General features: G+C 31.5%; 23 protein-coding genes. 16 read left to right on the forward strand and 7 right to left on the reverse strand.

Features of this window, described 5'->3' with window-relative positions:
- Window positions 1–71 precede the first annotated feature (71 nt).
- Window positions 72–395, reverse strand: coding sequence for a hypothetical protein (locus ACI313_RS00025; RefSeq protein ID WP_004613237.1), 324 nt, complete (start codon window positions 393–395; stop codon window positions 72–74).
- A 410-nt stretch (window positions 396–805) separates the two neighbouring features.
- Between ACI313_RS00025 and ACI313_RS00030 the strand changes: the two genes are divergently transcribed.
- Both ACI313_RS00030 and ACI313_RS00035 read left to right on the forward strand, forming a co-directional pair.
- Window positions 806–1663 (forward strand): DUF3990 domain-containing protein, encoded by an 858-nt coding sequence (locus ACI313_RS00030; RefSeq protein ID WP_439754993.1) that lies wholly within the window; start codon window positions 806–808, stop codon window positions 1661–1663.
- Window positions 1660–2157: an antitoxin gene (locus ACI313_RS00035; RefSeq protein WP_439754994.1), complete on the forward strand. Its 498-nt coding sequence runs from the start codon at window positions 1660–1662 to the stop codon at window positions 2155–2157. Before ACI313_RS00030 ends, ACI313_RS00035 begins: the two co-directional genes overlap by 4 nt.
- A 279-nt stretch (window positions 2158–2436) precedes the next feature.
- On the opposite strand, the gene ACI313_RS00040 is transcribed toward ACI313_RS00035, so the two are convergent.
- Window positions 2437–3903 carry an RNA-binding domain-containing protein gene (locus ACI313_RS00040; RefSeq protein WP_439754995.1) on the reverse strand — a complete coding sequence of 489 codons (1467 nt, stop codon included), beginning with the start codon at window positions 3901–3903 and terminating at the stop codon, window positions 2437–2439.
- A 497-nt stretch (window positions 3904–4400) separates the two neighbouring features.
- Here ACI313_RS00040 and ACI313_RS00045 point away from each other — a divergent pair, with 497 nt between their 5' ends.
- Window positions 4401–4727 carry a hypothetical protein gene (locus ACI313_RS00045; RefSeq protein WP_320608811.1) on the forward strand — a complete coding sequence of 109 codons (327 nt, stop codon included), beginning with the start codon at window positions 4401–4403 and terminating at the stop codon, window positions 4725–4727.
- Between the two features lie 99 nt (window positions 4728–4826).
- On the opposite strand, the gene ACI313_RS00050 is transcribed toward ACI313_RS00045, so the two are convergent.
- The 4 genes from ACI313_RS00050 to ACI313_RS00065 form a co-directional block, all read right to left on the reverse strand.
- Entirely contained in the window at window positions 4827–5636 is an 810-nt protein-coding gene (locus tag ACI313_RS00050; protein WP_320608810.1) for a TraX family protein, read from the reverse strand.
- 69 nt (window positions 5637–5705) lie between these two features.
- Window positions 5706–6035, reverse strand: a complete 330-nt coding sequence (locus tag ACI313_RS00055; RefSeq protein ID WP_439754996.1) for a putative quinol monooxygenase — start codon at window positions 6033–6035, stop codon at window positions 5706–5708.
- Window positions 6019–6357 carry a hypothetical protein gene (locus ACI313_RS00060; protein WP_439754997.1) on the reverse strand — a complete coding sequence of 113 codons (339 nt, stop codon included), beginning with the start codon at window positions 6355–6357 and terminating at the stop codon, window positions 6019–6021. The genes ACI313_RS00055 and ACI313_RS00060 overlap by 17 nt, the downstream gene beginning before the upstream one ends.
- A 12-nt stretch (window positions 6358–6369) precedes the next feature.
- Entirely contained in the window at window positions 6370–7089 is a 720-nt protein-coding gene (locus ACI313_RS00065) for an AAA family ATPase (protein WP_439754998.1), read from the reverse strand.
- A gap of 127 nt (window positions 7090–7216) precedes the next feature.
- Between ACI313_RS00065 and ACI313_RS00070 the strand changes: the two genes are divergently transcribed.
- From ACI313_RS00070 to ACI313_RS00130, 13 genes are all read left to right on the forward strand, one after another.
- Window positions 7217–7429 carry a FeoA family protein gene (locus tag ACI313_RS00070; RefSeq protein ID WP_320608806.1) on the forward strand — a complete coding sequence of 71 codons (213 nt, stop codon included), beginning with the start codon at window positions 7217–7219 and terminating at the stop codon, window positions 7427–7429.
- A gap of 17 nt (window positions 7430–7446) precedes the next feature.
- Window positions 7447–7668 carry a FeoA family protein gene (locus ACI313_RS00075; RefSeq protein ID WP_320608805.1) on the forward strand — a complete coding sequence of 74 codons (222 nt, stop codon included), beginning with the start codon at window positions 7447–7449 and terminating at the stop codon, window positions 7666–7668.
- Window positions 7669–7716: 48 nt separating this feature from the next.
- Complete coding sequence (feoB, locus tag ACI313_RS00080; protein WP_439754999.1) at window positions 7717–10149, forward strand: ferrous iron transport protein B; 2433 nt, start codon at window positions 7717–7719, stop codon at window positions 10147–10149.
- Window positions 10143–10313: a FeoB-associated Cys-rich membrane protein gene (locus ACI313_RS00085; protein WP_439755000.1), complete on the forward strand. Its 171-nt coding sequence runs from the start codon at window positions 10143–10145 to the stop codon at window positions 10311–10313. The genes feoB and ACI313_RS00085 overlap by 7 nt, the downstream gene beginning before the upstream one ends.
- A gap of 57 nt (window positions 10314–10370) precedes the next feature.
- A complete protein-coding gene (locus ACI313_RS00090; protein WP_320608802.1) occupies window positions 10371–11369 on the forward strand; it encodes a peptidase in 999 nt (332 codons plus the stop codon).
- 85 nt (window positions 11370–11454) lie between these two features.
- Complete coding sequence (locus ACI313_RS00095) at window positions 11455–12150, forward strand: DUF969 domain-containing protein (protein WP_320608801.1); 696 nt, start codon at window positions 11455–11457, stop codon at window positions 12148–12150.
- An 11-nt stretch (window positions 12151–12161) separates the two neighbouring features.
- Window positions 12162–13100, forward strand: coding sequence for a DUF979 domain-containing protein (locus tag ACI313_RS00100; RefSeq protein ID WP_320608800.1), 939 nt, complete (start codon window positions 12162–12164; stop codon window positions 13098–13100).
- 10 nt (window positions 13101–13110) lie between these two features.
- Entirely contained in the window at window positions 13111–13755 is a 645-nt protein-coding gene (pcp, locus tag ACI313_RS00105) for a pyroglutamyl-peptidase I (RefSeq protein ID WP_439755001.1), read from the forward strand.
- Between the two features lie 295 nt (window positions 13756–14050).
- Entirely contained in the window at window positions 14051–14365 is a 315-nt protein-coding gene (locus tag ACI313_RS00110; protein ID WP_439755002.1) for a DUF6930 domain-containing protein, read from the forward strand.
- The gene (locus ACI313_RS00115; RefSeq protein WP_439755003.1) at window positions 14349–15749 is read left to right on the forward strand and encodes a DUF362 domain-containing protein; all 1401 of its coding nucleotides are present in this window, start codon (window positions 14349–14351) and stop codon (window positions 15747–15749) included. Before ACI313_RS00110 ends, ACI313_RS00115 begins: the two co-directional genes overlap by 17 nt.
- Before the next feature lie 75 nt (window positions 15750–15824).
- Entirely contained in the window at window positions 15825–17618 is a 1794-nt protein-coding gene (locus tag ACI313_RS00120) for a YgiQ family radical SAM protein (RefSeq protein WP_320608796.1), read from the forward strand.
- Between the two features lie 227 nt (window positions 17619–17845).
- Window positions 17846–19186 (forward strand): radical SAM protein, encoded by a 1341-nt coding sequence (locus ACI313_RS00125; protein ID WP_320608795.1) that lies wholly within the window; start codon window positions 17846–17848, stop codon window positions 19184–19186.
- Between the two features lie 42 nt (window positions 19187–19228).
- Window positions 19229–20221, forward strand: a complete 993-nt coding sequence (locus ACI313_RS00130) for a lysylphosphatidylglycerol synthase transmembrane domain-containing protein (protein WP_320608794.1) — start codon at window positions 19229–19231, stop codon at window positions 20219–20221.
- Here the strand turns inward: ACI313_RS00130 and ACI313_RS00135 are convergent.
- A complete protein-coding gene (locus ACI313_RS00135) occupies window positions 20216–20593 on the reverse strand; it encodes a PH domain-containing protein (RefSeq protein WP_320608793.1) in 378 nt (125 codons plus the stop codon). The genes ACI313_RS00130 and ACI313_RS00135 overlap by 6 nt on opposite strands.
- Window positions 20594–20675 lie beyond the last annotated feature (82 nt).

A 20675-nucleotide genomic window follows, 5' to 3' on the forward strand; every position in this document is an offset into this window, starting at 1 on the left:
ATTCTCTAATCATAACGGTGACTCTCCATAAACTTGAATTTTCCAATTTAACAAATTTGAATTTGACTTGCCTATTTTCTTAAAATCTCATGTGGAGCTTCTATTTCATTTGCCAAGGTATGCTCTGTTAATTCTGACATCAATTTCAATTTTTTATTAATCAATGGTCGCATACAATTAGGAACATGTTCCTGATGCGCTCTGTGGATTGCTACACATTCCTTACAGTTTCCGTGATAACGACAGGCTTTCAGGCAAGGACAGTGATCTTTGTCTTTATACTCCTTACGAAATTCCGCTGCAAATTCTTCTTGCAGTCTCAGCCCCTCGACACGGTTTCCCTTATGAAATTCTACCATTGCATCCAGTTCTTTCTGGTTCCCTTCAATCTTCATGTTATTATAGCGCCTCCATTTCAACTATTCCTCATTTTCTGATAAATTCTAATTTAATGATGAATATATTATAGCAAAAATATAATCAATTGAACTTAGCAATAAGTCTATATAATTAACTGTTTATAAATCGAAAATCATAAGATAGCACTAAGATAGCAAAAGATAGCAAACCACCCTAAAAGATTATGATATTTCCTTTAAATAAAGCATATTATCATGACCTCAATTCTCTAGAAATTCTCAAAACATTAGTATTAATTGTTGTGAGAAGAGTAGAGAAGTATTTAGACTTTGTGAGAAGTTTTTAGATACTTCTTTTTTGTTTTTAAAAATACGAAACTGTATAGAGTAAAAAAAACTTCTTACTAGCGTATGCTAAAATAAAGTTGTGAGGTGATATCAAATCTATGATGAATTATAGAATAGATGAGGATGTTAAATTAATTAGGGAGCTACTTAATTTATCTCAGAAACAATTTGCTGAAAGAATAGGCGTTGATGCGATTACAGTAGCAAGATGGGAAACTGGTAAAATGGATACAAAGGAAAGTAATATTGAAAAGATATATACTTTTGCATTTAATAATAATATCTTTATCAATGAGATTAAAGCACAACTGTATTATGAAGATTTAACAAATGAGAATAAATTAGTATTATACCATGGTGCCAAGAACATAATAGAGGGTGATATTGATATTGAGCATTCAAAAAACAATAATGATTTTGGTAAAGGATTTTACTGTGGTGAAAGTTTTGAGCAGTCATCATTATTTGTAAGTGGATTTGATACATCTAGTGTTTATATATTAAGTTTCAATCCACAAAACCTTTCTAGCATTGAATATAAAGTCAATCAAGAATGGATGCTGACAATAGCATATTTTAGAGGAAGACTAAATGGTTATGAGGATCATCCAATTATCAAAAACTTAATAAACAAATTAGAAAACATAGATTATTTGGTAGCACCAATCGTTGATAATAGGATGTTTAGAATTATAGATAGTTTTATCGAAGGCGAAATTACGGATGAACAGTGTATACATTGTTTAGCAGCTACGAACTTAGGATTTCAATATGTTTTTAAAACAGAGAGAGCGTTGAGTCAGGTGAAAATTGTCGAAAGATGTTATTTATGTAGTAAAGAAAAAGAAAAGTATCAAATCAAAAGGTTAGAGGATAATAAAGTTGGAGATACTAAAATTAAAATGGCTCGAAGGCAGTATAGGGGGCAAGGTCAATATATTGACGATATATTATGAAAAGAGAAATGGATCAAGTAGGTTTATTACTATGTGATATACAAGGTAAAATTTTTGAACAATCTGTTATTAGAGAAGAATGCAGTTCAAATATATTTATCCGGCGATATATGAATTCTAAATTTGTTTCTAGAATGGATAACTTAACCTTTATAAATGAAAGTATGACAATTGAAGAGATTTTCGAAGAATTAGATATAGAATATGGTAAAACCAGTTATGGAAAAATAAAGTTTTCAGTTAATGAAATGTATTGGATAGGGTATATTTATAGATATCTATCATATGTTTATCAAATTGATAGTAAAAATGCTTATAAGATTATAAAAGGTACAGAGCTAAGACATTTATTCTTTGCATATCATTCCCTAGATCCAATGAATGCAATTGATAGAATTTTAGAAGCAAAATCATTAGTATTAGATAAAGATAGTTCCCAATTAACCAAAGAGGGGGTAAAAATACTGAGAAGCATAAAAAAATTGAAGAATTAAGTGTTAAGTAAATAATTTAGCAAACTATTTGAGTTGTGTTAAAAAAATCGGCAATGCAACAAGTAAGCAACAAAAAGGTTGTAAAACTTTAATATTATAGGGTTTCGAAGTTCTCTAAACGTTAATTTACGTATAGTGAGACAAATATTAAGATCATCTATAATAGATGGTCTTTTTATTTTATCTAAATGAAAAAATTATTAAATTGATTTTCTGTACTAGTTCGATATGCATGAAATAAAAATTATCGCTTGTTTTTAAAACAAGCGATAATTTTTATTATTTAAGTCTATAAGTTCTATTTTTATTGTTTCCAAGTGGTTCGATTTCATCCATGTCACTGAGTATTACTCTAGTTCTAGATTCGCTTAATCCTATAAATATAGCTATATCAACGCATTTTGAACGCCCATTATCCTTTAGATATTCCAATATTTTTTGTTTATTCTCTAATGTTTTTTTTGATTGCTTTGATATGTTTATCGGATTGTTATCGCTTGATTTTATCGCTTGTTTTTTTTCAAACGATAAAATTAAGTTTGTACGATCAGGATCGAATTCTTCTTTAATCAAAGGTTCTATCATTCTTTCGTTTTCCCAAATGTTTAAAATTCGAGGAATTCCACTTCCAGCACGCTCACCTATGTCAATTAGATTAAACATTTTCATCATTCCACGATTACGCGGATCTGAAACACCTCCACGCTTCATTTGTTGAATTCCGGTTCTACTATAACCAGGATTAGAAAATGTGATTTGATAAGGTTCTAATGTAATTACGATACCTCTTGAACCATAATAATCTGCATTTACTAAACAATTCACAAGAGCCTCTCGAATACCTTCATGAAGTGGTGTATCGTCAATGCGAACACCATTTGATATTTTAAATGGCAATGGTAATGATTGTTTGATTTTGTTATAGGTCCTGAAATAAAAATCAAAAATATTTCCTGACCAATCACCTGAACTTGATTGAATTCTGTCTGTCCATCGCATATTTGGGTCTAGTTTTGTTTTAAAATCTAAAAAATAATCTGGAAAATATCTTACTATATCATATTCATTTCCAAACATAAGCAGACCAGCAGCAGTTGGATGCAAACTTTTGTCATTATCAGATATAGCTAAAGCACCAATACTTCGTAGAAATTCATCATCATTTAATCTTGTAAAGGGATGGCCATCTTTAAGGGATGCAAACATATTTCTATATCCTCTAATGGAGTCTTTGTTAAAGATATTGATATCAACATTATCAAGAATGCTCATGTCAATTGTATCGTCCGCTTGATCACGTAGCATTGTTTTAACTTGAATTCTTGTACAACGATAGTCACCTTCAAAATTTCTTCTGTAGGTTCCATTAAAAATATCATTATTGATATAAACGGGCTTTTGTTCACGATGAGCTGCTGGAACGTGTATAACCATAATTACATCATCGTTTTGATTATACATTTCTACATCATCTTCTCGTAATAAATTAATACTTATTTTTTTAGTATTATTTATTGTGTCCCAAAATTCTTTTTGAAGTTTTGAAGGATTTTTTAGACCGGTTGTATACCAACTACCATCGTTATTTTCTTTAACTCCCAGGATAATGACACCGCCATAGCAATTTGCAAAAGCAGAATATGTTTCCCAAAGGGAGAGAGGGAGACCATCACGTGCTTTTTTTACTTCACGTCGATTATCTTCACGATATGCATTAAATTGAGAAATATCAAATAAATTTGTCATAAAGCATTCCTCCTATAAATTTTAAAACACAAGATAATTTACACATAATTTTATTTTGTACATTTCAATATAATCATAACATATATAAAATAGCAATCGTTATACTTTCGGGAGTTTGAATTAAAATTATAAATTCAATCTTATTATAGTCTTTATTTATTGGCAGACACTTTAATAATGCATTTTTATTATATGAACATTAATAATCCGTAAGGTAGCACTAAGAAAGCAAAAGACAGCAAATAAAATTTCATATACTCAAATTTGTCTTGAACAAAGGAGTTTATGAAGACCACAATTCTCAATAAATTCAGTAAACGTTAATCAAACGACAAAAATCAAAGAGAAGAAAAAGACTCAAAAGTCACAAAAACATCGATTCTATCGCTGTTTTGGGCCTATGGGTCTTTTCTTTTGTTTTATTTAAAATGTACTGCTTTTAATTGATAAGACAGCAGAAAGACAGCAAATATTCTCACCCAAAATGTGGTGTAAAAATGATGCATTGCTGTCTTATTTTTGTATTGGCTCCTAATTTTCTAGGTATTTTGGAAATGATTATTCATACAGCAGGTAAAAAAATATGTAACATCAAAGGATGGTATGTACCTGGAATCGTTACGGGATGGATTATGGGAATTGCATCAATCTATAACATTTATGTATTAAATACACTTTATACTATTACAATTTTAGATTATGTGATAGGAATTGTATTTGTTATTTTGGTTATGGTGTTGCTTCAAGTGATGGTACAAAAATCCGCTAATTATTCAATTTCAAAGATGATTAAAAATATGAAAAATACTTTATTTAAAAAATAAATCATCAGTTTATGTTATAGAATTAGAAATTAATAATGTAAAAAATTGAGGATATAACAGTTAAGTGTTTGTTATTTAATTGTTATATCCTCAATAATTTTATTTTAAAACAATAATCCAATTGCCTAAGTACTTGGCCAGTAAGGCAAATATCAGTAGATGAGCAGGATAAAATACATAGAAAAAGTATTTAATTCCTTTACCTCGCTTCCCATTATACATTGCCACAAGTAAAGCCGAAGGTATCGCAAATAATTCCACAAAAGAAAAATTTAATAAAGAAAGCACAATAGTACTACAAACAAGGGCTAAGACAGGTTGATCCTTCATTAAATAAATGATAAGAATCGTTAAAATACCAGAAGTACCATAACTTGAATCAAACACAAATGTAACTAAAAAAGATGCCATTGTTACTAATGCGATAATGCAACCAAAATAAAGGACTGTATTTTGCTTTGTTTCATATCGTTTCTTTTCGATTGAAATAGCCCATATCATCATAAATCCTGTGAATAAAGTAAAGAATACATTGTTGTTTTTTAAGGAAAAAATACAACCATTAAAGGCCATGTCATAAGGAATTTCAGACAAAAGGGCAAACAAGCCCAATCGAAACGCATATTTTGTTTTATTTTTTGTATGCATAAATCCTTGCACTAAAAGGAAACAAAATAAGGGAAAGGCAAGTCTTCCTATCCAGTGCATAACTTCATTCATTTTCCATAATATTTGTTCATGTTGTGAAATCCATAAAAGAAAGGATTGTTTCATACCTGTATAGGTATGAGCAGAATACGATGCACTTAAAATCGAGGCAAAGGGTATATACGCAAAATGGTCTATCAACATACTTACTATGGCAATGACCTTTAAATGAAAGCTTGTGAATATTTTAGGTAGTTTCATATTTATCTCCATTCTATTTTTGATGGGACAAGTATACAGAAGCATTATTAATTTTTTCTAAATAAATACCTATTTTTTTATATATTTTTGATCTGATTCAAGCATTTTATCATCGGATATATAACGTTCAACTTTCATGTGTAAATCATATTTTTTACGTAAATCGATAATGGTATTCATCATAGGTGAAGCATGATGAACATCAATTGCTTCCTGTGAAGTCCAACTATCAATCAATAAAACAGTGGAATCATCATTGTAAGGAAAGAAATAATCATATCTTAAATTTCCTTGTTCTTGTTTAATCGCATCCACTGTACCAGAAGAAAACATTTCCTGTACAAATTGACGTGCACTTCCTTTTTTTTCAGAATAATAAATATTAATTGTTATGGCCATAAATTTTCCTTTTTAAATACATCATAAAAATACCTATCAATAAACCGACCGATGAAATCACAAAATACCATAGCGCATGAATAAAAGCAGTTTCATTATAGTATATAAAAACCGATGGAATAAAGAATATAGAATTTAATATAGGGTAGATATATTTTATTTTCGTTTGTGTTAATCCCATAAAAATAGATAAAATAAAGGTCATTATAATAATGATGAACACCATTCCCATCGCATCAGTAGGACCTGCTGTCAATGGAAAAATATAAAACATAAATAATTGAAATAGGAATAAAATTATTTCTTTATAGTGATTTTTCATAAATTTCCTCTTTTATTCATCTTTAAATAATTGATTTAATAATCGGTCTTTATTATTGATATACATCTCCACTATTTTATAACTGCCTGTTTCTTCATATGTGCACTCATGAATTATGCCATCATCAAAAGATAAAATTTGAGCATCGGGAATGCCAAGTAAAATGGGAGAATGAGTGGCTATAATAAATTGAGCTCCTTGTTTAGCACTGTTATATATTTCCATCAATAATGTCAACTGTCGCTGAGGACTTAAAGCGGCTTCCGGTTCATCTAATAAATATAGACCATATGAATTTAATTGTTTTTGAACCAGAGAAAGAAAACTTTCACCATGAGATTGTTCATGATATTTTTCAGATGGATGCCCTATATCTGCATAGTCCATTTCTTTGGTTGCGACATTATAAAAACTCTCTGCTCTTAGAAAATAAGACCACTTAGGTTTATGAACACTTTTAGAAAGACGAATTCCTTTATATAAAGAAGAATGAGTGTCATAAGTTGAAAAAGAATAATTTCTAGATCCTCCTTCAGGGTTTAATCCATAGGCTATGGCGATGGCTTCTAATAACGTTGATTTACCTGTTCCATTTTCACCTACAAAAAAGGTGATGGGTTTTTCAAATGTGAGTTCATTTAAATTTTTTAGGGCTTCAATATGATATAGATAATTATCAAAAGTAACTTTTGACCAATCTATGTATATTTTTTTGATAAATAAGTCATTCATATATTCATAATAATAAGACTGTTTTTGATATGTCAATTTAAAAAAAATTATATTTTTTATTTGACTATAAAGTTAGTTAATGCTAACATAATTAACAGTTAGTGATAGCTAACTAGGAGGATAGAATATGATTCCTTTAACATTTGCCAATATAGGACAAGAACATAAGATACAAAGAATAAGTGGAAACTCGCAAGTAAAGAAACACTTAGAAAATTTAGGTTTTATTGTTGGAAGTGACATTACTGTTATTTCCTCTTTATCTGGAAATGTAATCGTAAATGTCAAAGAATCGAGAATTGCGATTAGTAAAGAATTGGCGCAAAAAATAATGATTTGAAAAAGGAGATTAAATCGATGAATACATTGAAAGATGTGCAAGTAGGACAACGAGTAAAAGTTGTCAAAATCCATGGCACAGGTGCTATAAAAAGAAGAATTATGGATATGGGAATTACTAAGGGAACGGAAATATGTATCCGAAAAGTGGCTCCATTAGGAGATCCAATTGAAATTAATGTACGTGGATATGAATTATCGATTCGTAAAGCGGATGCGAATATTATAGAAGTAGCATAATTTTTTTTAAGTTTAAGTTAGTTAAAACTAATTATAGAGGAGACAAGAATGAATATTAGAATTGCTTTAGCAGGAAATCCTAATTCAGGAAAAACAACATTGTTTAACGCTTTAACAGGCTCTAATCAATTTGTTGGAAATTGGCCAGGTGTTACAGTAGAGAAAAAAGAAGGAAAATTAAAAAAAGACAAAGAAGTAATTATTACGGATTTACCAGGGATTTACTCTCTTTCGCCTTATTCATCAGAAGAAGTAGTGGCAAGAAATTATTTAATTCATGAAAAAGTGGATGTCATTTTGAATATTGTAGATGGGAGCAATCTTGAACGAAATTTATATTTAACTACGCAGTTACTAGAACTAGATATCCCTGTTGTAATGGCTATTAATATGATGGATGTCGTAAAGAAAAATGGAGATCAAATTAATACAAAAGAATTATCTAAACAACTAGGAATTCCTGTATATGAAATATCAGCTTTGAATGAAATAGGAATCAATCAAGTTATACAAGCTTGTCTTCATCCATGTGCATGTGAAACAAAAAACATTTTTTCAAAGCAAATTGAAGATACTTTATCATGTATTGAAAATCAACTAAGTAGCATCGAAAAGAAAAGATGGCATGCGATAAAAGTATTTGAACGCGATGAAAAAATAATGAAGGAATTAAATTTAGCACCAGATCAATGTGATTCAATTGAAAAAATAATTCAAGAAATAGAACAAGAATATGACGATGACAGTGAATCCATTGTCACAAATGAACGATATGAATATATTTCTACGATATTATCAACATGTTACAAAAAAAATAATAAAGGAAAGTTATCGACATCGGATAAAATTGACCGTATTATTACCAATCGAGTTTTAGGATTACCGATTTTTGCACTCGTAATGTTTTTGGTTTATTGGATTGCGATGGGGCCATTTGGAACTATGATGACAGACTGGGCTAATGATGGTGTGTTCGGAGATGGATGGCATTTATTGGGAATTGGTGGTTCTCAATATGAACAAGCTATGGAACAATATGGAAATAGCACAGAAATTATTGATGGATTTATGGTTGAATATGGAAATGAAAATATGGTGAGTTTACTAGAATTAGATGCTTTAAAAGCTCTGGATGAACTATATAATTTGACTCCTGAAAACACGCAAATATCATATGAAGTCATTGATGAAGAAACACTTGATAGTGAAGTATTTGTTGCGAATAAAAAAGATTTAGAAAAAGCCATCCATGAGTATACAAATGTTGAATATAAACAAGCTTTTGGACAACCGGATACATCAACTTACGGAATATGGATTCCAGGAATCCCTGTTTTAGTGAATGAAGCATTAGAAAAACTAGAAGTTAGTGGTTGGTTATCAGGATTGATTAACGATGGAATTGTAGCTGGAGTAGGAGCTGTACTAGGTTTTGTTCCACAGATGTTGATATTGTTTTTCATGTTAGCTTTTTTAGAATCATGTGGATATATGACACGAATTGCCTTTGTATTGGATCGTGTTTTTCGAAAATTTGGATTATCTGGCAAATCCTTTATTCCCATGTTGATTGGAACTGGATGCGGAGTGCCAGGTATTATGGCAAGTCGTACAATTGAAAACGAAAACGATCGTCGTATGACCATTATCACAACAACTTTTATTCCATGTGGTGCTAAAATACCTTTTATTGCCATGATTGCCGGAGCTTTATTTAATCATTCAGCTTGGATTTCTACTATGTGTTATTTTATTGGTATGGCAGCTATTATTGTTTCTGGTATTATCTTAAAGAAGACAAAACCTTTTTCAGGTGATACAAGTCCCTTTGTGATGGAACTTCCTTCTTATCATATGCCAACACTTAAAAACCTACTTCATTCGATGTGGGAAAGAGGATGGTCTTTTATTAAAAAAGCCGGAAGTGTGATTTTGCTTTCGACTATTATTATTTGGTTCACAACGTATTTTGGATTTGTGGAAGGCACATTTAGAATGTTGGAAGAATATGAATTATCGCATTCTCTATTGGCTTCCATTGGAAATATGATTGCTTGGATTTTTAAACCACTGGGATGGGGAAATTGGCAAGCAAGTGTTGCATCAATTACAGGATTAGTTGCCAAAGAAAATATTGTTGGTACAATGGGAGTAATCTATAGCTCATCTGGAAATGTATATCATAGCTTATCAAATGCGTTCACAAGTGTAACAGGATTATCGTTCTTAGTATTTAATTTATTATGTGCACCTTGTTTTGCGGCAATGGGAGCCATTAAAAGAGAAATGAATAATACAAAGTGGACATGTTTTGCGATTGGTTATCAATGTGGATTTGCCTATGCGATTGCCTTTATGATTACGCAATTTGGAAATGCCATAACAGGAAACATTCATTATATGGGGTTTATAATTTCTTGTATGGTATTGATTATAATGTTGTATTTGATATTTAGAAAAAAAGGAGAAAACAAATGTTAGAAGAAATGAATATGCCTAGTATTATAATTGCGATTTTATTAGTAATTATGGTCGCTATGATTATTGTTAAGTTATATAAAGATAAGAAAAAAGGAAAATCAAGTTGTGGATGTAACTGTGGAAGTTGTGCTATTAGTGGAATGTGTCATAAAAGGGAGAATTAATCTCCTTTTTTTTAAGCTTTTGAATTATAATGAAAAAAGATGAATCGGAGGATTTTTATGCATATTGATGAAGGAGCCAGAATCATTGTTGAAGATTGGTTACATATAAAAAAAGGTGATTTAGTTTATTTTATTGTTGATGAAACAAAAAAAAGAGAAGCCGAGGCCTTTGTTCGAGCCAGTAAAAAAGTAGGAGCAAACTATGAAGTAATTGAACTATGTTCTCATGAAATCCAAGCAGGACAAGCCATTGAAAATTTAAAATTTAAAATGGCCCAAGCCGATGCCGTAGTAGGAGCTACTAATTTTTCATTTATTACCACGGATGCGGTTTATTATGCTCTATCACGAGGAGTACAGTTTTTATCGATGCCCATGTCCACAAATGATGGATCTTCTTTGTTGGAACAAGATTTTTTGAAAATGGATCCCGATGAAGCAAATCGCATTGGTATGCCCATGTTTTGGGAAATGCGTAAAGCCAATAAAATTCATGTCACAACGGAATTAGGAACAGATTTATATTTTGATATTACCGATCGTTTCCCAGGTATTTTTCATGGATCGCTATGGGAAATTGGAAAGTGTTCATCTGCTAGTTTTGAAATTTATATTCCACCTGTTGAATATAAAACATCAGGGCGATTGGTATTAGATGGTTCTATGGGGTATATTGGCTTAGTACAACAACCAACGGAAATTATTATTGAAAATGGCTATATTAGTCGCATTGAAGATACAAAAGATGGCATTAAATTATTAAAATACATTGAATCATTTCATGATACAGAGATGTTTTGTGCCGCTGAATTTGGAATTGGCTTAAATACCGAAGCAAAATGCCAAGGCATTAGTTATATTGAAGATGAATCGGCCTTTGGTACATTTCACATTGGATTTGGAAGAAATTTGGCATTAGGTGGTTGTCACAATGCGACAGGACATTTTGATTTAGTAACTCATAATCCAACTATAACAGTCGATGATAAAGTGATTATGAAAAATGGAGTTGCTAAGGGAATTCGAATTGATGGTGATAGATATCACCACATGTAAAATTTTTCACATATAATGATAGATTTTTTCATTTAGATAGTTTAAAATATTACATATTTTCTATATTAGAGAAGGAGGAAAAAATATGGGAGATGCTATTAAGTTAATCGGTATCGTTATCGTAGTCATCGGATTTGTATGTAAATTTGATACGTTAGCCGTTGTTGTCGTTGCGGGAATCGTTACCGGTTTAGTTGGTGGAATGTCAATTATGGATATTTTATCAACATTAGGTACAGCTTTTTTGACAAACCGTACCGCTACTTTGTTTGTTTTAACGCTACCAGTTATTGGTCTATGTGAGCGTATGGGTCTTAGAGATAAGGCAGTTGACTTTATTAAAGGAATTAAGAATGCGACAACTGGTCGTTTGTTAGCTATTTGGCAAACAATTCGTACAATTTGTTCAGCTTTCTCATTACGTGTTGGAGGACATGCCCAATTTATTCGTCCATTGATTAATCCAATGGCACAAGCTGCTGCTGTTGCCAAATATGGTGAAATTGATGATCAAACAGAAGATGAAATCAAAGGTATGGCTGCTTCAACAGAAAACTTTGGTAATTTCTTTGCGCAAAACTGTTTCATGGGTTCTTCAGGAACTTTATTAATTGTTTCGACTTTAAATGAAATCTTTAAATCAAATGGAATTGCACAAGAAGTAACAGCCAACCAAATTGCTTTACAATCAATTCCAATTGCAATTATTTCAGTTGTTGTAGGTGTTGTATATGCATTATGGTATGATGCAAAATTAAAGAAACGTTATAAAAAGAAGTAGGAGGGTGAACAATGTTAAATATTGAATGGACAACAAGTACTATTCTTGCAGAAGTCTTCTACTGTGTAATTGGACTTATTTTTGCTATGGCAGGATACAGTGCTTTAAAAAATAAAAATTGTGAAAAGAATGTAACAACAGCTATTTTCTGGTTTGTTTTAGCTGTAACATTTATCGTAGGACCATATATTCCAACATGGATTACAGGATTATGTATTGTGATTTTAGCTTGTTTAACAGCAGGTGGATTTGTTAAACCTGCTGCAGTAAATGTACCAAAAGCTGAAGAAACACGTTCAAATGCGGATAAACATGGATACAAAGTGTTCCTTCCACCTGTTGTGTTAGCTATTACAGCTGTTTTAGTCGCAACATTCTTACCACAACTAGGAGCAAACAATGCCATTGGTATTAGTGCTATTGTGGCTTTAATTGTTGCTTATATCATTTTCAAACCAAAATTATCAACACCATTTAAAGATGGAGTACGTTTAGTGGATAACGTTGGTACAACAGGTATCTTACCTCAAGTATTAGCTGCCTTAGGTTCATTATTTACTGCAGCTGGAGTCGGAACTGTTATCGCTACAGCCGTAGGTGGATTAATTCCAGAAGGATCTCATTTCATCGCTGTTGCTGTATACTGTATTGGAATGGCATTATTCACAATGATCATGGGAAATGGATTTGCTGCTTTTGCGGTAATTACTGTTGGTATTGGATATCCATTCTTAATTGCTCAAGGTGCGAATCCAGTTGTTGTTGGTGCTCTTGGTTTAACAGCTGGATATTGTGGAACATTAATGACACCTATGGCTGCTAACTTTAATATCATGCCAGCCGCATTACTTGAAACAAAGAGTAAATACCGTGTAATCTTTGCACAATTACCTGTTGCTTTAATTATGTTAGTGGCTCATATTTTATTAATGTATTTCTTAGCATTCTAGGGAGGCAAATATGAAATTATTATTAACAGGATTTGACCCATTTGGAGGAGAACCAATCAATCCAGCATGGGAAGCTGTAAAATTAGTAAGTGATCAAATTGGAGACATCGAAGTTGTTAAAGTACAAGTTCCAACTGTTTTCAATAAATCAATTGAAACGGTAGCAGCAGCTATGGAATCAGAACAACCAGATTATGTATTATGCATTGGACAAGCGGGCGGACGCTTTGACTTAACTCCGGAAAGAGTTGCGATTAATGTAAACGATGCACGTATTCCTGACAATGAAGGAAATCAACCAGTTGATGGTCCTATCTTTGAAGATGGAGCACCTGCTTATTTTGCATCTTTACCAATTAAAGCTATGGTAAAAGCAATGAGAGAAGCTGGAGTGCCAGCAAGTGTATCAAATACGGCAGGAACATATGTATGCAACCACTTAATGTATGGTGTTTTATACACAATTGCTAAAAAATATCCAAATATGCGCGGTGGATTCATGCACGTTCCATTTATCACAAGTCAAGTTGTGAATCGTCCAACACCAGCTGCTAGCTTAAGCCTTGAAACAATTGCGAAAGGAATTGAAGCTAGTATTAAGGCTATTTCAGAAAACCAAGAAGACTTAAAAATTGCGGAAGGTGCAACTCACTAAAACATTGCGTATATGTCATCAAGGCATATACGTTTTTTATGTTATGATAGAGTAGTGAGGATTCAAAATGAAGCGACGATACTACAATGGAATAATTTATACGAAATAGCTACAAGAATACGCAATATGAAGCCATGGAATAAATTTAATGATACAAATCATGTAAAGTGGACTTTAATCACGGGGAAATGTATTATATGGAACGTGAAATGCAGTTCTAAACAACTTCCTCTTTTAAGGCTACGAGCAAAACACGTTGTTATCACAATCAATGAGTTATTATTTGATTTGATGGATGCACCGATTCGAAATAGAAGAAGGTAAAATCAATGCTTTTTGTTTATATATGGAAACAACTTTTTCTATACCAGTTTGCTGGAAACCAATTAAATCAGATGAAGATTTAATAACACAAATAGCGGATAACCTTATTACTTATATTATTAAACGAGGAGCTCCTAAAGAAATTCATGCTTCGAATATTTTAATTGCGTATGCGATTGATTCTATTTGTAAAATATGTGACATTAAAATTAAAATAGTAAATCAATTACCGGCTTGTCAAGCAGGTATTGAAGACATAAAAAGACGCTATGGATATGATAAATAAAAAAACAAGAATAATTGCCATTGATGGTCGCTGTGCAGCAGGAAAAAGCACGCTTGCCAATGTAATTCACAAACAAATAAATTGTAATGTCATTCATATGGATGATTTCTTTTTACAAGAGCATCAACGAACAGAACAAAGATATAAAGAAGTTGGTGGAAATATTGACTATGAACGTTTTATACAAGAAGTGATGATTCCTTTAAAGAAAGGACAACCTTTTTCTTATCGTAAATTTGATTGCCATGAAATGAATTTTACGAATACGATACAAGTCAATCCTAAATTGATAACAATTGTAGAAGGAAGTTATAGTTGTCATCCTGTTTTATGGAATTACTATGACATTCATATTTTTTTAGACGTTGATTCAAAGATACAAATGCAACGCATTATAAATCGAAATGGAAAACAAAAAGCTAAAACATTCAAAGAGAAATGGATTCCTATGGAAGAACAATATTTTTTGAAATACAATATAAAAAATAGATGTGATTATATAATAAATGGAGGAGAAAATATGAGTAAAGTATATTTTTCAAGAACAATTACTCCTGAAAAAGTAGTAGAACTATATAAAATGCTCAATAAAGATCTACCTGGAAAGGTGGCTGTAAAACTTCATTCAGGAGAAAAGGGAAATCAAAATTTTTTAAAACCTGATTTCTTTAAACCAATGATTGAATATGTAGATGGAACGGTAGTTGAGTGTAATACGGCTTATGAAGGGGAAAGAAATACTACTGAAAAACATCAAAAACTATTGAAAGAACATGGATGGAGCCAATATTTTAAAGTGGATTTATTAGATGCACAAGGACCGGATTTAAAACTAGAATATCCTAAAGGAAAAATTATAAAAGAAAATTATGTAGGAAAAAACATTGTGAACTATGATTCCATGTTAGTTTTATCGCATTTTAAAGGCCATCCTATGGGCGGATATGGAGGCGCATTAAAACAATTATCAATTGGAATTGCGTCATCATTTGGTAAAGCCTATATTCATGGAGCAGGGGTTCCTGAAAATATCTGGACAGCCAATCATGATTTATTTTTAGAATCAATGGCTGATGCAGCCGGTTCCGTTGTGGATTATTTTAAAGACAACATCGTTTATGTGAATGTTATGAAAAATATGAGTGTAGACTGTGATTGTTGTGCAGTTGCTGAAGATCCATGTTTAAAAGACATAGGAATATTAGTATCGTGTGATCCAATTGCGATTGATCAAGCATGTATTGATTTAGTTTATCAAAGTGAGGATCCAGGAAAAGAACACTTTATTGAACGAGTGGAAAGTCGTAATGGAATTCATACAATTGAAGCAGCATGTGAACTAGGATATGGGTCAAGGATATATGAATTAATTGAAGTTGAATAAGCAGCTGACAAGAGCTGTTTATTTTTTGAATGGAAATCGATATAATTTATAAAGAAATAATTAAGGAGGAAACATATGAGTGGATTTTTACCGGTCACAAGACAAGAAATGATAGAAAGAGGTTGGGAACAACCGGATTTTGTTTATGTAAGCGGAGACGCTTATGTGGATCATCCTTCCTTTGGAGCAGCCATTATTACTCGTGTACTAGAAAGTCATGGCTATAAAGTATGTATGCTCGCTCAACCAAATTGGAAAACAACTGAAGATTTTAAACGCTTTGGAAAACCTCGTCTTGGTTTTTTGGTTTCTAGTGGAAACATCGATTCTATGGTGAATCACTATTCTGTTTCAAAAAGACGTCGTAAACAAGATTTATATTCCAATAATGGAGAAAGTGGACATCGACCTGATCGCGCTGTCATTGTGTATTGTCAAAAAATAAGAGAAGCCTATAAAGATGCCACAATTATTATTGGCGGAATTGAAGCAAGTTTAAGACGATTAGGACACTATGATTATTGGTCAGATACAGTACGTCAATCTATTTTAGTGGATAGTTCGGCGGATTTATTAATGTTTGGAATGGGAGAAAACAGCATTGTGGAAATTGCCGATGCCTTGGATTCAGGCATTGATGTGCAATATTTGACGTATTTAGATGGAACGGTGTATAGAACTAAGGATTTATCAAATATTGGTGAAGAATATATTGTGCTTCCTTCGTTTGAAGAAATAAAAAATGATAAAAAAGCATATGCCCAATCTTTTTATAAACAATATCTAAATACGGATCACTATGCTTCCAAAATATTAGTAGAACCATATCAAGGTTTTTATATTGTTCAAAATCATCCCAATCGTCCTCTAACACAAATGGAATTCGATGATGCGTATTCTTTACCATATATGCGAACATATCATCCAATGTATGATTACATTCCAGCTATTGAAGAAGTTAAATTCTCTTTGACAAGTAATCGTGGATGTTTTGGTGCATGTAACTTTTGTGCATTAAACTTTCATCAAGGACGTATTATTCAAACACGCTCACATGAATCATTGATTGAAGAAGCGAAAATTTTAATTCAAGATCCAAATTTCAAGGGATACATTCATGATGTTGGGGGGCCAACGGCAAACTTTAGACAAACGGCTTGTGACAAACAAAAGGAACATGGTGCTTGTCCAACGCGTCAATGTCTATGGCCAAAGCCTTGTAAAAACTTGAAAGTAGATCATAGTGACTATACAAAATTATTAAAAGAACTTCGTTCACTTGATGGTGTAAAAAAAGTATTTGTTCGCTCGGGTATTCGCTATGATTATTTGTACTATGATAAAGATGATACATTCTTTAGAGAACTTGTTCAAAATCATATTAGTGGACAACTAAAAGTGGCTCCAGAACATATTAGTAATCAAGTATTAGATAAAATGGGAAAGCCAAGAAAAGATGTGTATTTTAAATTTGTAGAGAAATATGAAAAATTAAATAAAGAATATAATAAAAATCAATATTTAGTGCCTTATTTAATGTCATCGCATCCGGGTTCGGATTTAAATGCGGCTATTGAATTAGCAGAGTATTTACGTGATATTCATCATCAACCTGAACAAGTACAAGACTTTTATCCTACACCAGGAACTTTATCAACGGCTATGTATTATACGGGATTGGATCCAAGAGATATGAAACCGGTATATGTTGCCAAAACTCCAAAAGAAAAGGCTATGCAGCGTGCTTTAATGCAGTATAAAAATCCCCGTAACTATGATTTAGTATATGAAGCATTAACGATTGCTGGGCGTACGGATTTAATTGGATATGATTCTAAATGTCTAATTCGACCAAAGAAGAAAGGATAATTTCTTCTTTTTTTTAGACATTGAAATTCAATTGTGAAAAATTGAAACAATGTGCTATGAAGTGTCCATGGTTTAAAAAAAATTAGATGTTATGATAAAACCGTTAAGGAAGTAGAATTTTAGTTTTATTTATCGTATATACTCTAAAAAATGTTTAATCCTCTCATATGATAATAAAACGAAATTCTTAGGATAGTGCCATTGGCACTATCCATCAGGAGGTTTTTATGAATGCATCAAATACAATTAAAAAATATGGACTTGAAAAAGTAATTGATTATTTATATAAAGATCCAGATAAAAATTTATTAAAATTAATGGACTGGGCCGATAAATTTGCCAAAGGTGAATTTGAACCTCAACGAAGAATGATTCGTAAAGTCATTACTGAAAAAGATCATCCCTACCACACTTTTGTGTATCGTTTATTAACGGATGTAGATCCATATGTATTAAAAACAATCGCATCTAATTTCTTTATCAATGCTGTATTAGAGGGATGGCCTGTTCAAGAAAAAGCACGAAAAGAAAATGGATGTAATATTCCATGGACGATTTTATTAGATCCTACTTCGGCTTGTAATTTACATTGTACTGGTTGCTGGGCTGCAAATTATGGAAATCGCTTAAATTTAAGTTTTGATGAAATTGATGATATAATTGAACAAGGAAAAAAATTAGGAATTTATTTCTATATTTATACAGGTGGAGAACCACTTGTTCGTAAAAATGATTTAATTAAAATTTGTGAAAAACACAATGACTGTATATTCTTATGTTTTACCAATGCGACTTTAATTGATGAACAATTCGCAAATGATATGTTACGCGTAGGAAACTTTGTACCTGCTATTTCTTTAGAAGGTTTTGAACAAGCAACCGATGGACGAAGAGGTACAGGTGTCTATGATAAAGTTATTGCGGCTATTGAATTGTTACGTAAAAAGAAATTAGTTTATGGTATTTCTTCTTGTTATACTAGAGCAAATTTTGAATCTATTACATCAGAAGAATACTTTGATAAATTAATTGAAATGGGATGTTACTTTATATGGTATTTCCACTATATGCCAGTAGGAAACGAAGCATCAACGGATTTACTTCCTACGCCTGAACAAAGAGTGGAAACATATAATCGTATTCGTAAGTATCGTGCCACAAAACCATTGTTTGCTATGGATTTCCAAAACGATGCGGAATACGTTGGTGGATGCATTGCTGGTGGTAGACGATATCTTCATATCAATGCCAATGGTGACATGGACCCATGTGTATTTATTCATTATTCGGATTCCAATATTCGTGAAAAGTCATTATTAGAAGGATTGAAATCACCAATGATGATGGCTTACCATGACAATCAACCATTTAATGAAAACATGTTGAGACCTTGTCCAATGCTTGAAAATCCTGAAAAACTAAGACAAATGGTAGCCCAAAGTAAAGCTCATTCTACGGATTTAGAATCGAAGGAATCTGTTGATCATCTTTGTTCAAAATGTGATGACTATGCAGATAAGTGGAAACCAGTCGCAGATCAATTATGGCAAGATTCAAAAAATAAGTAGGCAATTGTGTAACAATTGCCCTTTTTTTAAGGGATGAGATAAATGAAGAAAAGAATTAGAGATATAATTTTATTTAGTTTTATTGGAATTGTGATTTACTTTGTATTTAAAGACGACTATCAAGAAATTTTTGTTTCTTTAAAACAATTGTCTGTTTCACAGTTTATAGTTTTAATGATAATTGAATTTGTCTTTTTAGTATTTGATGCATTATCGTGTTTTATTTTATTAAGAAAACACAGTAAAAAAATAAAATTCAAAGATACACTTATGTTAACGTTTATTGGTATCTTTGCGACTATTGGTACATCAAATGCAGGAACGATTCCCATTCAAAGTTATTTTCTTTATAAAAAAGACATCGAACCAAATTTTTCATTGAGTGCTATGACATGGGAATGTATTTTCTATAAAATAGGTGTTTTACTTTTATCAATTATAGGCCTTGTTTTCAATTATGAATGGATTAAAAAACGAATACCAGATTCTTTATGGATTATTGAATTCGGATTATTTATTTGTCTTGGATTTATTATTGTTTTAATTGGAATTTGTTCTTGGAAAAAGATGGGAGACTTAATTATTAAGTTATTAAATAAATTACCGGATAAATGGCATAAAAAAATTGAAACAATCGAAAATCAGATTCATAGAATATATCAAAGTTCGAAGGATATCGCCTTTGATTGGAGAACAAATATAGAAGTCATAGGAACACAAATTCTAAGAATTTTATCAAAGACATTATTGATTTATACTTCGATGGTATTTTTAAACATTGATGTATCTATGATTCAAATTATAGTGTTATCTATATTTATGTTGTTGATTGTGGGATTTTTACCACATGTGGCAGGATTAGGCCCTATTGAATTGTCTTTTGTGATTTTGTTTTCAAGTTTAATGACATCTACTCAAAGTCATACCGCATTGGTTTTATATCGTATCTTTGATTATTTTATTCCTTTTATTATGAGTGTATTTGTCACAGTTTATTTTAAGAAAAAAATTGATAAAGAAAAAAGGGTTTCATAGCGAAACTCTTTTGTTTAGTTCATTAAATAATTCATTTGTAGCTTGTTCATTGTTTTCGTTAATTACTAAAATAGTTTGTTCTAAATGTATTTCTATACAAATAGGACAAGACTTATATGTATAGCGTTTGTAGTCTCCATATAAATTATTATGAAAAGATCCCATTGATAGTTTTAAATTCCCAAAGCCAAATGTACGAAGTCCAATTTGTTGGTTTGATACAATTTGAATGGATTGAACATCACTATAAGTTAGAATGAAATCTTTCCAATATGGGCTATGAATCAATAAATATGAATCCATGAATTGATATGATACGTGTCCAATGAATAAACAAAGAATAACGAATATAAGAATAATAACGGTATACATGATGTGAATCTGCTACTCAAAATGTGTCCGAATATACTCAAACACATCGAGAAATTGAAGTCCTCACGGATACTTCTTACTG

The organism is Floccifex sp., assembly GCF_051873495.1.
In the GTDB taxonomy this organism is placed as follows: Bacteria; Bacillota_I; Bacilli_A; order Erysipelotrichales; family Erysipelotrichaceae; genus Floccifex.

What these genes read in the sequence shown, in the direction of transcription:
- ACI313_RS00095 (WP_320608801.1), top strand. Translation starts at nt 11,455, where the DNA reads ATGGGAGATGCTATTAAGTTAATCGGTATCGTTATCGTAGTCATCGGA.
- ACI313_RS00060 (WP_439754997.1), bottom strand. Translation starts at nt 6,357, where the DNA reads ATGAAAAATCACTATAAAGAAATAATTTTATTCCTATTTCAATTATTT.
- ACI313_RS00110 (WP_439755002.1), top strand. Translation starts at nt 14,051, where the DNA reads ATGCACCGATTCGAAATAGAAGAAGGTAAAATCAATGCTTTTTGTTTA.
- ACI313_RS00025 (WP_004613237.1), bottom strand. Translation starts at nt 395, where the DNA reads ATGAAGATTGAAGGGAACCAGAAAGAACTGGATGCAATGGTAGAATTT.
- ACI313_RS00125 (WP_320608795.1), top strand. Translation starts at nt 17,846, where the DNA reads ATGAATGCATCAAATACAATTAAAAAATATGGACTTGAAAAAGTAATT.
- ACI313_RS00100 (WP_320608800.1), top strand. Translation starts at nt 12,162, where the DNA reads ATGTTAAATATTGAATGGACAACAAGTACTATTCTTGCAGAAGTCTTC.
- ACI313_RS00040 (WP_439754995.1), bottom strand. Translation starts at nt 3,903, where the DNA reads ATGACAAATTTATTTGATATTTCTCAATTTAATGCATATCGTGAAGAT.
- ACI313_RS00130 (WP_320608794.1), top strand. Translation starts at nt 19,229, where the DNA reads ATGAAGAAAAGAATTAGAGATATAATTTTATTTAGTTTTATTGGAATT.
- ACI313_RS00050 (WP_320608810.1), bottom strand. Translation starts at nt 5,636, where the DNA reads ATGAAACTACCTAAAATATTCACAAGCTTTCATTTAAAGGTCATTGCC.
- ACI313_RS00045 (WP_320608811.1), top strand. Translation starts at nt 4,401, where the DNA reads ATGATGCATTGCTGTCTTATTTTTGTATTGGCTCCTAATTTTCTAGGT.
- ACI313_RS00065 (WP_439754998.1), bottom strand. Translation starts at nt 7,089, where the DNA reads ATGAATGACTTATTTATCAAAAAAATATACATAGATTGGTCAAAAGTT.
- ACI313_RS00055 (WP_439754996.1), bottom strand. Translation starts at nt 6,035, where the DNA reads ATGGCCATAACAATTAATATTTATTATTCTGAAAAAAAAGGAAGTGCA.
- pcp (WP_439755001.1), top strand. Translation starts at nt 13,111, where the DNA reads ATGAAATTATTATTAACAGGATTTGACCCATTTGGAGGAGAACCAATC.
- ACI313_RS00115 (WP_439755003.1), top strand. Translation starts at nt 14,349, where the DNA reads ATGGATATGATAAATAAAAAAACAAGAATAATTGCCATTGATGGTCGC.
- ACI313_RS00085 (WP_439755000.1), top strand. Translation starts at nt 10,143, where the DNA reads ATGTTAGAAGAAATGAATATGCCTAGTATTATAATTGCGATTTTATTA.
- ACI313_RS00075 (WP_320608805.1), top strand. Translation starts at nt 7,447, where the DNA reads ATGAATACATTGAAAGATGTGCAAGTAGGACAACGAGTAAAAGTTGTC.
- ACI313_RS00070 (WP_320608806.1), top strand. Translation starts at nt 7,217, where the DNA reads ATGATTCCTTTAACATTTGCCAATATAGGACAAGAACATAAGATACAA.
- ACI313_RS00030 (WP_439754993.1), top strand. Translation starts at nt 806, where the DNA reads ATGATGAATTATAGAATAGATGAGGATGTTAAATTAATTAGGGAGCTA.
- ACI313_RS00090 (WP_320608802.1), top strand. Translation starts at nt 10,371, where the DNA reads ATGCATATTGATGAAGGAGCCAGAATCATTGTTGAAGATTGGTTACAT.
- ACI313_RS00135 (WP_320608793.1), bottom strand. Translation starts at nt 20,593, where the DNA reads ATGTATACCGTTATTATTCTTATATTCGTTATTCTTTGTTTATTCATT.
- feoB (WP_439754999.1), top strand. Translation starts at nt 7,717, where the DNA reads ATGAATATTAGAATTGCTTTAGCAGGAAATCCTAATTCAGGAAAAACA.
- ACI313_RS00120 (WP_320608796.1), top strand. Translation starts at nt 15,825, where the DNA reads ATGAGTGGATTTTTACCGGTCACAAGACAAGAAATGATAGAAAGAGGT.
- ACI313_RS00035 (WP_439754994.1), top strand. Translation starts at nt 1,660, where the DNA reads ATGAAAAGAGAAATGGATCAAGTAGGTTTATTACTATGTGATATACAA.